This window comes from Paraprevotella sp. (genome assembly GCF_986071375.1).
On sequence record NZ_CFQRNQ010000002.1, the window covers coordinates 22,095 to 36,578 of the forward strand.

9 protein-coding genes are annotated in these 14,484 nt (G+C 50.1%); 6 read left to right on the forward strand and 3 right to left on the reverse strand.

All coding sequences use genetic code 11. The features are described 5' to 3' along the window. Entirely contained in the window at nucleotides 1-4,329 is a 4,329-nt protein-coding gene (locus AC5RDV_RS01325; protein ID WP_282747621.1) for a translocation/assembly module TamB domain-containing protein, read from the reverse strand. A 244-nt stretch (nucleotides 4,330-4,573) separates the two neighbouring features. On the opposite strand from AC5RDV_RS01325, the gene AC5RDV_RS01330 reads away from it, so the two are divergent. The 6 genes from AC5RDV_RS01330 to nqrF are packed head-to-tail and all read left to right on the forward strand — an operon-like array spanning nucleotide 4,574 to nucleotide 10,592. Further along, nucleotides 4,574-5,923 (forward strand): Na(+)-translocating NADH-quinone reductase subunit A, encoded by a 1,350-nt coding sequence (locus AC5RDV_RS01330; RefSeq protein ID WP_282747622.1) that lies wholly within the window; start codon nucleotides 4,574-4,576, stop codon nucleotides 5,921-5,923. Nucleotides 5,924-5,956: 33 nt separating this feature from the next. Continuing rightward, on the forward strand, nucleotides 5,957-7,123 hold the full coding sequence (locus AC5RDV_RS01335) for an NADH:ubiquinone reductase (Na(+)-transporting) subunit B (protein ID WP_008625188.1): 1,167 nt from the start codon (nucleotides 5,957-5,959) through the stop codon (nucleotides 7,121-7,123). Continuing rightward, nucleotides 7,107-7,997, forward strand: a complete 891-nt coding sequence (gene nqrC / locus AC5RDV_RS01340; protein WP_008625186.1) for an NADH:ubiquinone reductase (Na(+)-transporting) subunit C — start codon at nucleotides 7,107-7,109, stop codon at nucleotides 7,995-7,997. Before AC5RDV_RS01335 ends, nqrC begins: the two co-directional genes overlap by 17 nt. 12 nt (nucleotides 7,998-8,009) lie before the next feature. Then, nucleotides 8,010-8,642: an NADH:ubiquinone reductase (Na(+)-transporting) subunit D gene (locus AC5RDV_RS01345; RefSeq protein WP_008625185.1), complete on the forward strand. Its 633-nt coding sequence runs from the start codon at nucleotides 8,010-8,012 to the stop codon at nucleotides 8,640-8,642. A gap of 36 nt (nucleotides 8,643-8,678) precedes the next feature. Continuing rightward, a complete protein-coding gene (gene nqrE, locus AC5RDV_RS01350; protein WP_008625183.1) occupies nucleotides 8,679-9,305 on the forward strand; it encodes an NADH:ubiquinone reductase (Na(+)-transporting) subunit E in 627 nt (208 codons plus the stop codon). Between the two features lie 18 nt (nucleotides 9,306-9,323). Next, the gene (gene nqrF, locus AC5RDV_RS01355; protein WP_008625179.1) at nucleotides 9,324-10,592 is read left to right on the forward strand and encodes an NADH:ubiquinone reductase (Na(+)-transporting) subunit F; all 1,269 of its coding nucleotides are present in this window, start codon (nucleotides 9,324-9,326) and stop codon (nucleotides 10,590-10,592) included. A gap of 745 nt (nucleotides 10,593-11,337) precedes the next feature. On the opposite strand, the gene AC5RDV_RS01360 is transcribed toward nqrF, so the two are convergent. After that, the gene (locus AC5RDV_RS01360; RefSeq protein WP_282747623.1) at nucleotides 11,338-13,206 is read right to left on the reverse strand and encodes an MBOAT family O-acyltransferase; all 1,869 of its coding nucleotides are present in this window, start codon (nucleotides 13,204-13,206) and stop codon (nucleotides 11,338-11,340) included. Next, complete coding sequence (locus AC5RDV_RS01365) at nucleotides 13,196-14,473, reverse strand: GDSL-type esterase/lipase family protein (RefSeq protein ID WP_282747624.1); 1,278 nt, start codon at nucleotides 14,471-14,473, stop codon at nucleotides 13,196-13,198. The genes AC5RDV_RS01360 and AC5RDV_RS01365 overlap by 11 nt, the downstream gene beginning before the upstream one ends. Between the last annotated feature and the right edge of the window lie 11 nt (nucleotides 14,474-14,484).

Consider the following 14,484-nt stretch of genomic DNA (forward strand, 5'->3'; position numbering starts at 1 on the left):
TTACGGGTTCTTCCTCCGCTTTTTGGGAATGAATACCCGAAATACGTCCCGCCACGTGTTGAAGTCCCGTTTCAGTCCGATTCCGACACCTTGAGTGGTCAGCGACGATTTGGTGAAGTAGCGGTCGTTGGTTTTGCTGTATGCCTTCAGGCTTACGTTTCCGCTCGGGGTCAACAGCCACTGCAGGTCGAAGTCGCCGATGAAGTTACCGTTCGGGTTGGTGCTGTTGTCCCGATAACCGAAATTTCCGTTGATGAGCAGGCGGTTGTTGAGCAGCCGTCCGGAGAGCAGTCCTTCTACGTCCATGTCGCTCCATCCCGTTTCGCCTGTGCTGAGGTTTGTCCCGATGTTCCAGTTGCTGTTGTTGCCGAGCAGCGTGGAAAACATTTGGTTGAGTTGCCCGCTCAGAGTAGAGGACAACAATGACTTCATGGCCACGGAGGATTGGCTTTGTTCCGTGTTGCTGTAATCGTAAGTGTAGAAACGCCCGATGCCGAGGAGGTAAATCACCTGCATGTTTTTTTCTTCTTCCGTGCTGATGAGGCTGCGCACCATCTGTTTCTCGTCTTCATTGACGTTGGGCAGGTCGAAGTCGAAACTGATTTGAGGAGACTGGGCCTTTCCGCCAAGGTTCATCAGGCAGTTCACGCGTACGTTGTTCTGGCTGAAGGTAGAGCGTGCGCTCAGGTCGTTCAGCGATACGGAGGGTACGGTGTAGACGGCTTGCAGGTTGAGGTCGGCCTGAATGGGCGGACCGCCGAATACGATGGTGCCGCCGGGGTTGAAAATGAAGTCCTTGCGGATGACGTCCTGCAACGAGAGCTTATAAATGCCATGGTCTATGGTGTACGTGCCATACATCGTAAAGTCTCCTTTATTATAATAGTTGGCACGGATATTCCCGTGTCCGTTCAGGGCGATGTAGTCACCGGCCTTCGGGTCCATAAGAATCTTCATGGTAGCTTCCGGTGTCAGGTTAAGGCGGAAATTGATGCGCATGTCCGATTCCGGTTCCGGGAGAGAGGGAAGACCAGGGGAATGGGAATGTCCTTCGATACTGTCCTCATGTGTCTTGTAGGTGATAAACTGGTTGTCTGTCAAAGTCGTTGGAGAGGACAGGTTGTAGACGAACATGGTGTTTTCTTCGGGGCGGGCATCGATGTTGATGTTCAGGTTGCCCGGCTGTCCGTTGAACCCGATTTTTCCGGTGGCGTATGCTGTCCCGCAGAACACTTCGTCCCCGAAATCCTTGACGTCATAACCCAGAATGTTATAAGCATCGATGTCGAAATCGAAACGCATGTGGGAGAGGTTGGAATGTTGGAGCACACCGTTGACTACGGCATAGTGTTCGTCTTTGCCGGGAGAGCCTTGCCGGTCGTAAACCATGGCATTACGGAAATAAATGCTGTCCGGGCGCAGGATGACGGAATCGTTGACGAGGCGGTAGTCCACTTCGGTTGCGTTGACTTTCATTCCTCCTTCGCTGACTAGCATGTCGCCTTCCAGATTGATACCTTTGAACGGGCCGAATACGCGGGTCCATCCCGAAGCTCGTCCGTGCAAGCCGGTGAATATGCCGTCTGTGTAGTGGTTCAGAAAAGCCAGGTCTATGTTTTCGGTACGAATCATCAGGTCGAGGCCTCCCTTGGGGGCAGCGCCTATTCGGATGTCTCCGTCTACACTGGTCATGCTTCTGTGGGCCGGGTCTGCCATGCGTGCGTGCAGGAAAATTGCATTTTTCTCCTTCTCCCAACCGCCGTGCAGGTTCATTTCGCCCAAATAAGCTTGGTTGAAAGTGAAGTTCCGGACATGGAGATGGGCATCCACTTCGGGGCTTTTCATCAAGTTGGCTGCGTAGATCCGTCCGGTGGCTTGTCCGGCAAAATCTACGGCGTGGAAATTGATGATGTTGAAAATGTATTCCAGATTGATGTCTTTCAGGTCAACCGTCAATGAATCGCCCGGGTTGCCCGATACGTTACCGTTGAGAATCAGGTGGCGGTCACTTTGTTCGATGGTGAATCCATTGATGTTGACTAAGCCCGGCGCGGCATGTACGCTAGATGCGTGTACGTTCCAAGCCGAGTCGTTGACGATGATTTGTGAGGGATGGAATTTGATGTCAGTCAGCATCTTTTTTTCTTCGTTTCGGGTAAACCGGGTGTCTGCCGATATGGAACCTTGATAGATTTTTTCGGCATGGTTGGTCCAATTCAGTCCTGTGTAGACATTGTCATGGGCGGCGCGGGCCAACAACCTGAAATCTACGGGAGCTTTGCCGATTTGCTTTTTGAAATCGAGAGTGCAGGTGAGGGAATCGTTGACACGGCCGGCCAGAATCCGTATGTCGTCCAATTGCTGCCCGTTGTAGTTGAACGACGGGATGGAGGCATTGAAGTCCAGTTCCTCGGTACGGCTGTTGAAATAACCGTTGATGTGTCCGGCTTTCGGGATTTGCAAAGGGATGTCGAAAATCTTTTCAATAGGTTCCGTGTGGTCGATGTGCACGTACAAGGCTACTTCGTCCGGAGTGTCTTTTTTAAGTTGGGGTGTTTTGACGAAAGACGGGATATAGGCATGGAGCAGTTTCCGGCTGTGGGCGATTAACGTGCCGAGCCTGAAATCTCCCTCCATTTCTGCATGTAGGAAGTCGCTGTGCAGCGAGAGGTTGCGTTTGCCGGGTTCATTGGTGGCTTTAAAACATATCGGTCCGAGGGTATAGTTTTCTTCCGATGTAGACATGCAAAAATCGTTCAGGCTGATAAGTCCTTCCATGTTTTCAATGTTGTGCCCTTGGAAATCAGCTTGCAGGTTACCTTGGAACACTGTTCCGGCATACTTGGATGTTAGGGCGAGGGCATGTGGTGCGAAATGTCGGACAGAAGCTTCCGCCTTAATGTAAGGCGTGGATGAATGTAAGTTGAACTCTCCTTTCGTAGTAAGAGCGAGGTGAGGGTCATTGATGCTTACGTTGCCGGCGAATCCTCCTTTTCGGTAATCTACGTCGACTGTGATGTCGTGGTAGTCGTAATGGTTATAAGAAAAACGGCCGATGGTTCCTTGCAATAAAAGGGCAGGATAGGCACCGGAGCGCAGGAGTCCTTTGCCCGATAAGTCGAAGGCCGTCTCGCCGAATTGCTCTTCCCGTCCTGCTAGCTTGCCGAGCTGGAATCCGGGAGTATGCACTTCCGCCTCGATTTCGTTTCCTTTGGCGAAAGAGCCGAATACGGCCAGGGAGCCTAAATCGGTATGTAAATTGAGATGGCTTTTGAGATATTGGGGACGATAGGACAGGGTTCCTGTGGCTTCTAATGTGCCGATAGCCTGTAAATAAGGTGAAATGGAAATCTTGCCGTTTGAAACCCATTCAGACAGTTGCTTGAGGCCGGTCGGGGTGATTTGCAGTTTCCGGATGTCGGCTTTTATCGTTCGTTGGGCCGGATTTTCGAGGTGACTGATAGCCAATGGGGCTTCGAGTACCATGCTCCGGTCGGGAGTGTAAAGTGTGAATTGGTCTATCAGGACTTGTTTGAGGTTTCCGTTGAACCGCGCTTCGACAGTTAATGTCGGAAACTCCTCAAGAGTATGGCTTTGAGTTGGTTTGTGGTAGAGGGGAATGAAGTCGGCGAAAGAGAATGCCCCCTCTTCAATGCTGCCTTGGAATGTGAAATCCTGATACCGCCCTTTTCCGCTTCCTTCTTTTATATGACGGTAGCTCATGGTGACCGGATGGAGGGCTAATCGGGAATGGGGCAGTTCGATGGTGAAGTGGTCAAGCAGTGCTTTTTCCCGGTTGGCCGTAATCTTGAAAGACAGTTGTTTAAGCTGTAGGCCGGAGTGCTCTTCAAAGGAAAATTTCTTGACGTTCAGGTTCAAGGAATCTGCCGTATAACTTTTCAATGAAAGCGTGGCACTGATTTTGTCCAACACGATGTGGTTCGGATTAAAACGGCCGGGAGTAGGAGGCTTGTCATAACGGTGCCACGACAGTTTGCCCCGCCGGACAAGCACGGAATTGATGCGGAGGTTCGGGTTGGAAGGCAGACTGTCTTTTTTCGCGAAAGTGTCTATGAGAAACTGGAAGTTCGGCTTTTCCTTCTGCGTACGTTGGTAGAGGTGGATGTCGAATCCGTAGAACTGGACATTTGAAATGGATATTTTGCCGTGTAGCAATGAAGCCCATTCTATTTTGGCCGACAGGCGGGCTGCCTTTAGCAAATCCTTGTTCTTTTGGTCTTTAATGACCACGTCATCGAGAATGATACGGTTGAAATATCCCAAATCCACCCGGCTGATGGAAAGCTCTGTGTGTAAAATATCTTTCAAGGCTCCAGAGATGAGCAACGTGACACCTCTTTGCACGGCCGGAACGTGGAGTAGCGCAACCGACAACAGGTAGAAGCCCACGGCTATACCTGCGAGTACTCTGAATATTTTTCTTAATCTTTTAATATGACCCTTATTTATACGACAAAATTACTATTTTCTTTTTAGAATCCTTCACTTTGTCATATTTTTAATGTAATTTTGCGACGTTTTAATTAAAACCAGTTTATTTAATCCTATAATAATGGCAAATGTAATTAAATTACGTAAGGGCCTTGACGTGAATCTCAAGGGCAAAGCTGCCAAGGAGGAATTTCAGGTGAAGAAACCGGCTGTCTATGCATTGATGCCGGATGACTTTACGGGAATGAAGCCCAAGGTAGTAGTCAAAGAGAACGACGTGGTGAAGGTCGGGGATGCTTTGTTTGTGGACAAGAACCATCCTGAAATCAAGTTTGTCTCTCCCGTGAGCGGACGGGTAACCATGGTGGAGCGCGGCGATCGTCGCAAAGTATTGAGCGTTCGCGTGGAAGCCGATGCAGAGTTGCAGTATGTGGATTTCGGCAAGAAGAGTGCGGGGCAGATGACGGCTCAGGAAGTGAAAGCTCTCCTTTTGGAATCGGGTCTGTTCGCTTTCTTTAAGCAACGTCCCTACGACGTGACGGCAAATCCGACGGATACTCCGAAGGCTATCTTTGTTTCCGCCTTCAATTCCATGCCGCTTGCAGCCGATTTTGAATATGTGTTACGGGGGCGTGAGGCTGATTTCCAGGCAGGACTCGATGCTTTGGCCAAAATGGCGAAAACTTACTTGGGCGTAAGCTCGAAGCAGACGGCTACGGCGTTGACTGCAGCCAAGAACGTGGAAATAAACTTTTTCGACGGGCCGGCACCGGCGGGAAACGTAGGCGTGCAAATCAATCACATTTCTCCTATAAACAAAGGTGAAGTCGTTTGGACGCTCGGTGCGGAAGAGGTGATTTTCATCGGGCACTTGCTGAATACGGGACGTTTGGACTTTACCCGCGTAATTGCATTTGCCGGTTCGGAAGTGAAGAAGCCGGCCTATTGCAAAATGACGGTAGGACAGCAACTGGGCACTTTAATCGAAGGCAATGTGGCGACGGGCAAGAGCCTGCGTGTGATAAACGGCAATGTGATGACCGGTGTGAAAACTTCGGCAGACGGCTTCTTGGGTGCTCACGTGACGGAGGTGAACGTGATTCCGGAAGGAGACGACGTACACGAAATTTTCGGTTGGATTATGCCTCGACTGAACGACTATTCTTCCAGTCGCGCTTACATGAGTTGGTTGATGGGCAAGAAAGAGTATGCGCTTGATGCTCGTGTAAAAGGCGGCGAACGCCACATGATCATGTCGGGCGAATACGACCGCGTGTTCCCGATGGACATCTTCCCCGAACAGTTGGTAAAAGCCATTATCACCGGCGACATAGACCGCATGGAAGCTTTGGGCATCTATGAGGTGGCCCCGGAGGACTTTGCCTTGTGTGAGTTCGTGGATTCTTCCAAACTGGAGGTGCAACGCATCGTCCGTGAAGGGTTGGATATGCTTCGCAAGGAGATGGCTTAATTAATTTCATCACAGGTTTAAATGATTTAGATAATGAACGCGTTAAGAAAATATCTTGATAAGATAAAGCCGAACTTTGAAGAGGGCGGCAAGCTTCACGCATTTCGTTCTGTGTTTGACGGTTTCGAGACTTTTCTCTTCGTGCCGAATACCACGTCGAAGTCGGGAGTGAACGTACATGATGCGATAGACAGCAAGCGTATCATGATTTTTGTGGTTATAGCGTTGTTACCGGCTTTGTTGTTCGGTATGTACAACATCGGGTATCAGAACTATGCGGCCGCCGGAGTGGACGGGACATTCTGGGAAATGTTCGGTTTCGGCCTGTTGGCCGTGTTGCCTAAGATCATCGTGTCCTACGTGGTGGGTTTGGGTATCGAGTTCATCGTGGCCCAATGGAAGCATGAGGAGATTCAGGAAGGTTATTTGGTAACGGGTATCTTGGTTCCGATGATCGTACCGGTTGATTGTCCGTTGTGGATTATTGCGATAGCTTGTGCTTTTGCCGTCATTTTCGCCAAGGAAATTTTCGGAGGTACGGGTATGAACATTTTCAATGTGGCTTTGATTACCCGTGCATTCTTGTTCTTTGCCTATCCTACGGCAATGAGTGGCGATGCTTGTTGGGTGGCCAAGGAAAGCATTTGCGGTTTGGGAAACGACCTGCCTGATACGTTTACGATGGCCACTCCTTTAGGAGAAGCGGCAGTAGGGACTGTGCCCGCTTTTTCATGGGACCAGGTTTTCGGTTTCATTCCCGGTTCTATCGGTGAGACTAGCGTGATAGCTATTGCTATCGGTGCTGTGATTCTTCTGTGGACAGGTATTGCCAGTTGGAAGACGATGTTCAGCGTGTTTGCCGGAGGTGCGCTTCTGGCATGGGTCTTCAATGTATGGGGACCGGAAGGAAATGCCGGTGCAGCCATGCCTTGGTACCAGCATCTGGTATTGGGCGGCTTCTGTTTCGGTGCCGTGTTCATGGCTACCGACCCCGTGACTTCGGCACGCACTGAGACCGGTAAATACATTTACGGTTTCCTCATCGGTGCCATGGCTGTTATTATTCGTGTGTTGAATCCGGGTTATCCCGAAGGTATGATGCTTGCCATCTTGTTGATGAACTTGTTTGCTCCGCTGATCGACTATTATGTCATCCAGAGTAATATCGACAAGCGGGCTAAACGTGCAATTAAAAAATAATAAAGGAACTATGGCAACAAAGAAATTCAAATGTAAAGTGTGCGGTTACGTCCATGAGGGTGACGCTGCGCCTGAAAAATGCCCGGTGTGTCAGGCTCCCGCTTCTGAGTTCGAAGAAATCGTGGAGGCCGGAGAAACGGATAAACCAGCGAAGAAAGGGCTGAACACCGACGGTAATACTTATACCATTATATACTCATGTGTTGTGGTCGTTATCGTGGCTTTCTTGTTGGCTTTCGTTTCCAAGGCTTTGGAACCGCAGTCAATGGCTAACGTACGTATCGACAAGAAAAGTCAGATTCTGGCCGCTTTGAATCTTCGTGATGTGGAGAAAACCGAAGTGGAAAAAACATACGATGAAGTCGTAGTGGCCGATGAAATCATCGACAAGGACGGCAACGTGGTGAAAGACGGTACCTCCAAAGATGCAGACGGTTTTGCCGTAGAAGACAAAAACATCTCGGACAGCAACCTCCCGTTGTATGTATGTAAGGTGAACGGAGAAACCAAATATGTCATTCCCGTGACGGGTAAAGGTTTGTGGGATGCGATTTGGGGATATGTGGCTTTAAATGCCGACAAGAACACCATTTACGGCGTATATTTTACCCATAAGGGCGAAACGGCCGGTTTGGGTGCCATTATTACGGAATACGATAAGTTCCAGAAGCAGTTCGAGGGCAAGAAGCTGATGAATGACGACAAGTCCGCCGTAGCTATCAGCGTGGTGAAGAAAGGTAAAGTCGTGAACGGACTTTCTGATGACAGCCGTTGCGATGCCATCACCGGTGCTACCTTGACTTCGGACGGTGTGAACAACATGCTTCATGACTGTATTTCACGTTATATGACTTTTTTAAATACTAATGAATAAAGGAGGTAAGATATGAGTAAGTTATTTTCTAAAGAGAATGGAGAAGTATTCTCGTCTCCCCTTAACCTCAACAACCCGATTGCGGTTCAGGTGCTCGGTATCTGTTCCGCCTTGGCTGTCACTTCGCAAATGGAGCCGGCCATTGTCATGGGGCTTTCGGTAACAGTGATTACGGCTTTTTCCAATCTGATTATATCTTTGATACGTAAGACGATTCCCAACCGTATCCGCATTATCGTTCAGTTGGTCGTCGTGGCTGCATTGGTAACCATCGTAAGTATGGTGCTGAAGGCTTTTGCTTATGATGTGAGCGTACAGTTGTCCGTGTATGTCGGCCTGATTATCACCAACTGTATCCTGATGGGACGTTTGGAGGCTTTTGCCATGATGAACGGTCCGTGGGAAAGTTTCCTCGACGGTATCGGTAACGGTTTGGGCTATGCATACGTGTTGGTTTTGGTCGGTGCCGTCCGTGAGTTCTTCGGAAACGGTTCCCTGATGGGCTTTCAGATTATTCCACAGAGCTTCTACGACATGGGCTATATGAACAATGGTATGATGACCATGCCGGCCATGGCATTGATTCTTTTGGGATGTTTCATTTGGGCTCACCGGGCTTACAATGAAAGGAAAGAGAAAAAGTAATCGGAATCATAACCAGAAACAGAAAGAAAAAAGAATATGGAACATATGTTAAGTTTGTTTGTCCGTTCTATTTTTGTGGACAACATGATTTTCGCTTTCTTCTTGGGTATGTGTTCTTACTTGGCCGTATCTAAGAATGTAAAGACTGCATTGGGGTTGGGCGTTGCCGTGACCTTCGTGCTTTGTGTGACGGTGCCGGTGGACTATCTGTTGCAGACCAAAGTATTGGCTGAAGACGGCGTCCTCGGCATGGATTTGACTTATTTGGCGTTTATCCTTTTCATAGCCGTGATTGCCGGTATCGTGCAGTTGGTAGAGATGGTGGTGGAACGTTTTTCTCCTTCGCTTTATGCCGCGTTGGGTATATTCCTCCCTTTGATTGCCGTGAACTGCGCCATCATGGGTGCCTCACTGTTCATGCAGCAGAGAATCTCCATGGATCCGGCCACGAGCACGCAGGCTATCTCCAGCGTATGGGATTCTTTGGCATACGCTTTGGGTTCAGGTATCGGTTGGCTGTTGGCCATTGTGTCCTTGGCCGCCATCCGCGAGAAGATGGCTTATACTGACGTGCCCAAGCCCTTGCAGGGATTGGGTATCACCTTCATCACGGTGGGGCTGATGGCCATGGCCTTTATGTGTTTCTCAGGTTTAAGTATTTAAAAGGAAAGGAATAGAACAATGGATATGAATTTTATTTTAGCGAGCATTGGCGTATTCCTCGTTACAATACTCCTGTTGGTGATTATTTTGTTGGTGGCTAAGAAATATCTGTCTCCGAGCGGAAACGTGAACCTTACTATCAATGGCGACAAGACTATCTCCGTAGCGCAGGGAGGAAGCTTGCTTTCTACCTTGGCTTCCGAAGGGATTTACCTGTCTTCGGCTTGCGGTGGTAAAGGTTCTTGCGGGCAGTGCAAATGCCAGGTGGTAGAAGGGGGCGGTGAAATACTGGACTCTGAAAAGGGACAGTTTACCCGCAAGCAAATCAAAGACCATTGGCGCTTGGGTTGCCAGTGCAAGGTGAAAGGCGATTTGAAGATTAAGGTGCCCGAGTCTGTAATGGGTGTGAAGGAGTACGAATGTACGGTGATCAGCAACAAGAATGTGGCTACCTTCATTAAAGAGTTCAAGGTGCAGCTTCCGGCAGGAGCGCACATGGACTTTATCCCCGGTTCATACGCCCAAATCAAGATACCTGCATTTACGATGGATTACGATAAGGATATCGACAAGAGCCTCATCGGTGATGAGTACCTGCCGGCATGGCAGAAGTTCGGTCTCTTCCCGTTGAAGTGCGTCAATCCGGAACCGACCGTGCGTGCCTACTCTATGGCCAACTATCCGGCAGAAGGCGACGTGTTCATGTTGACTGTACGTATCGCCACACCTCCTTTCAAGGCTGACCGCAGCGGTTTCATGGATGTGAACCCGGGTATCGCTTCATCTTACATCTTCACGCTGAAACCGGGTGACAAGGTGATTATGAGTGGTCCTTACGGTGACTTCCATCCGCATTTCGACAGCAAGAAAGAAATGATTTGGGTCGGTGGTGGTGCCGGCATGGCTCCGTTGCGTGCGCAAATCATGCACATGACAAAGACGTTGCATACGACCGACCGCGAGATGCACTATTTCTATGGTGCGCGCGCATTGAACGAAGTGTTCTATCTGGAGGATTTCTTAGGATTGGAAAAGGATTTCCCGAATTTCCATTTCCATTTGGCTTTGGACCGTCCGGATCCTGCCGCAGACGCAGCAGGCGTGAAGTACACTCCGGGCTTTGTGCATAACGTGATGTATGAGACTTATCTGAAAGACCACGATGCGCCTGAGGATATCGAATATTACATGTGCGGTCCCGGCCCGATGTCGAAGGCTGTGGTCGGCATGCTCGACGGTCTCGGTGTAGATCCGGAATCTATCATGTACGATAACTTCGGCGGATAGTAAGGTAAAGGATATATTCTTTTTCATAGTGGTTTGCGGCAGGTCCCATTGGTATACGATGGGTTTGCCGCAAATTTTTATATCCAATCGGGGAGGGATGCCATTTTGATTTCTACGTTGATGTTTTGTTTGATAAATCCTGTATTCTGATTTCAAAAAGATAGGAAAACAGTTGTTGATTGAACAAGCAAATCTTCTTTTTCTCTTCATCTGTGCAGCTCAAAGGGAAGTTTTGAATACATATTTTTGCAAATCGGACTTGATTTTTATGTTTGTTCAGCAAGATGGGGCATCAATCTCAGCCAAACGAAAAATCGTTTGGCTGAAAAAACACTTTTTTTCTCCGCATGTTGTGTGACCGGTTTCCTCATGTCGGCTGATGACAGACCAGAAAACGCCAAGACGGGATGCCAATATGGCCTCTTTTTTCTCTATTTCGTTCCTTTTGGCTTACAGGATTCGACTATCAAATCGTTATGAAAATTTAGTGATGGCTTGCCTCATACTGAAACGCATGCGCAAGCCATGGCTTTCCGTCTGGCTTTTTGAAAGTAGAGGCCCTAAATAGGTAACAAACCGTTTTCTCCTTACGTGGCGAGAATCGTATATTTCCAAAAGGTTCCGCTTCGGGGTACAAATGGAGGAATCTTGCCGGGGGAGGATTGTCATTTTGACACTATTGCAAAGCGGTATGGCTACGGGGCTGCACGTCATAGGACCATGGGAAAAGCTAAAGTGGCTCTTCTTAAAATTGGAAATAGATGAACGGTTGCATTTCTGCTGTGACGAATTGGTAGACGATGAAAACGGCCAACACGACGGCAACAGCCATCAACGGCAACGGCATGCGTGCAAACCAAATGCGATAACGGCGTTTCCAGTTGTCGGGCAACCAATGTATGACCATGCCTAAGGCGAAGAGGGCAAACACCTTGTCGTAGGCCAGGATGATGTCGCCCACATTGGCGTTCCATGCCGTCCCCATTTGGTTTACCATTTCCGTGGCGATGCGCCATGCCGTCTCGTTGGCAATGGCCGGGTCGAGATTGGAGCCCGAACGGAAGAACAGGCGCGTGAAGGTGATGAATACGAAGGTGACACCCACGGCCCATGCGTGCCCCAACCATGCAAAGCGCCATCGCAAGCCGCTCAGTGAATACAACCATTTGATAATCGCACTGGCTGTGATGAACAGCATGAAGACGAGCAGCAGGTTCCATATAGGCGCGGGGGCAAAGACATATAAGGCTCCCGTTACGGACAAGATGAGCAACGACCAGAGCGTGCGGACTACCGGCCGGAAGTCCCTCCAGAACTTGTAGACAATCATGCCTACTCCGTTTAGTCCGCCCCAAATCATGAAGTTGCAGCTCGCGCCATGCCATAATCCGCCGAGCAGCATGGTGATCATCGAGTTCAGGTTGGCCCATATCTTTTTGCGGCGATCCGGACAGCGCAGGCCCACAGTCACCACGATGGCTGCCAATACCAGTACGGCGGCAGCTACGTAAAGATTCCCCGAGAGGACAAGGGCTACGAACGTGATGGTCAGAATCCAGAAATACGTGCCGAAGGTGGCGTTGCGGTTTCCGCCTAAGGGAATGTACAGGTAGTTCTGTAACCAACGCGACAACGAGATGTGCCAACGTTTCCAGAAATTGCTGCAATTCGGTGCCTTATACGGTGAGTTGAAATTACGTGGCAGATAGAATCCCATGAGCAGCGAGAGGCCGATGGCAATGTCCGTATAGCCCGAAAAATCGGCATACACTTGCAGGCTGTAGGCAAAGAGGGCCATGAGATTCTCGAAACCGGAGAAAAGCATGGGGTTGTCGAACACACGGTCGATGAAGTTCACCGCGAGGTAGTCGCTCAGGATGATTTTCTTGAGCAGGCCGTTGAGTATCCAGAACACGGCCATGCCGAATTGCAGGCGGCTCAGGCAGTACTTGCGGTAGAGCTGCGGGATGAAGTCGCTGGCTTTCACGATAGGGCCGGCCACTAATTGGGGGAAGAACGTGACGTAAAAACCGAAATCGAACAGGTTGCGTACCGGTTTTACCAACCCACGGTACACGTCGGCCGTATAGCTGATGATTTGGAACGTGTAGAAGGAGATTCCCACAGGCAGGATGATGCGGTCTACGCTGAAGAACGGTTGGCCAAGCAACCGGTTGCCCTCGGCAGCCAACAGGTTGGTCACTTGGAAGGAGGTGCCGCATACGGTGTTCACCAAGTCCGCGAAGAAGTAAGCATACTTGAAGTAGCACAAGATGGACAGGTCGATGGCGACACTCAGGATGAGAAAGGCCCGCTTTTGCCAACGCCTCTGCACGCGGTATATGAGTTGGGCGATGATGAAGTCGCTGCACGTCACGAACAGGAGCAGGCCGAAAAACAGCCCGCTCGTTTTGTAGTAGAACAAAACGCTGACGAAGAACAGGTAAGTGTTACGCAGCAGCCGCTTGTTGCGGAAAAGCGCAAAAACGGCGAAGACAATGGCAAAAAAGGCCCAAAATTGGAATTGCGTGAACAACAGCGGACTGTTCGGGTCGAACGAGAACACACTTTCTATGTAATGCCACAGCACGAGCAGGTTTTCTTTAATTTCCATCAGCTTGTAAATAGTCGGTTATGATTGCATTGTAGAGCATATCGCCTATGAGGTGGTATCCTTCGGCGGTGAAGTGTATACGGTCGGGGCGCATCAACCTCTTGCCGCGCCACAAGGCGGAAGAGCGCGAACCGCCCATGATATGGTATTGGTCCCATACGGCACCGCCAGTCTCGGCTGCCAGTTCTTTGAATGCCTTGGCCACGCGTGCCGTGTTGGGATTGGTGCGCTTGCCGTGCCTTCTTCCGAGGTTGAGCAGGCAGTCGTTGTTGGTCACGAAAAGCAAGGCGCAATGCGGATTTGCGGATTTGAACAGGGCGATAAGTTCGCGATAACGCGCTTTGAACTGTTCCGGATCGAATTTTTGTGGAGGGACATTGGCGTCGTTGATACCGATGCCGAAAACAGCAAGGTCCGGCCGGATAAGTTTCAGGTCTCCGGGCAGGTGGTGGCAACGCAGCCAGGCCGGTACGTCTGCACCGTTAATGCCCACGGCATGATAAGTCATTCCGTCCCGGTCGTTTTCCGGCAAGATGCCCGTCAGCGTGAAACGTCCTCCCTCTCCGGTGTGGATGCGTATGTGTGCCGTGTCACAGGCTTCGGGGTAGTGTATCAGGTAGCTGTGCGTGGCAGCGTCATGCTGTGGGAGCAAGGTGTCTCCGCGATGTATGGCGTAGGGATATGCCGTTGTGTCGTTGGCATAGCCCAGTATGCGCAGTCGTGTGAAATGCCAGACGGACGTACCGCTCGGATTGAGCCGGAGCGTCAGGCTGGCGGAAGGGGCACCAGTGCTGACTGCGGCTCCGGTCAGTCCGAGGGTATCTGTACCGTTGGGTTTGGTGCACCGGCAACTTTCCCATGTTCCGGTGAAACCGATACGGTAGTTTTGGGGGGCGTTCGTTCGCAGGATACGGAAAGGGAATATCACGCCTCGGGCGGTCATTACCGAATTGCCTAAGGTGGAAAAATTCATCCGCAACTGGTGGCTCAGGTATCCGGCCTGCACGTGGCTGCCCCCGATGTGGAGGATGTTTATTTTGCCTTTTCCGGTGGACAGCAAGCTATCCATTTTGTGATAGAGTGTGTCGAAGTCGGCTCGTCCGGATGGGAATTGCAACGTGTTGTCTTCGTATCGGATGAACGGGTAATCGGGAAGAGGGCGTAATGCGGCTTCCCGGCGTACGGAGTCCTTCCTCTCATGGGCGCGGCAGCCTGCCAACAGGGCAAAGACTGCTAAAAGTCCGGATAATATCCTGTATTTCTTCATGTCTTTCGGAG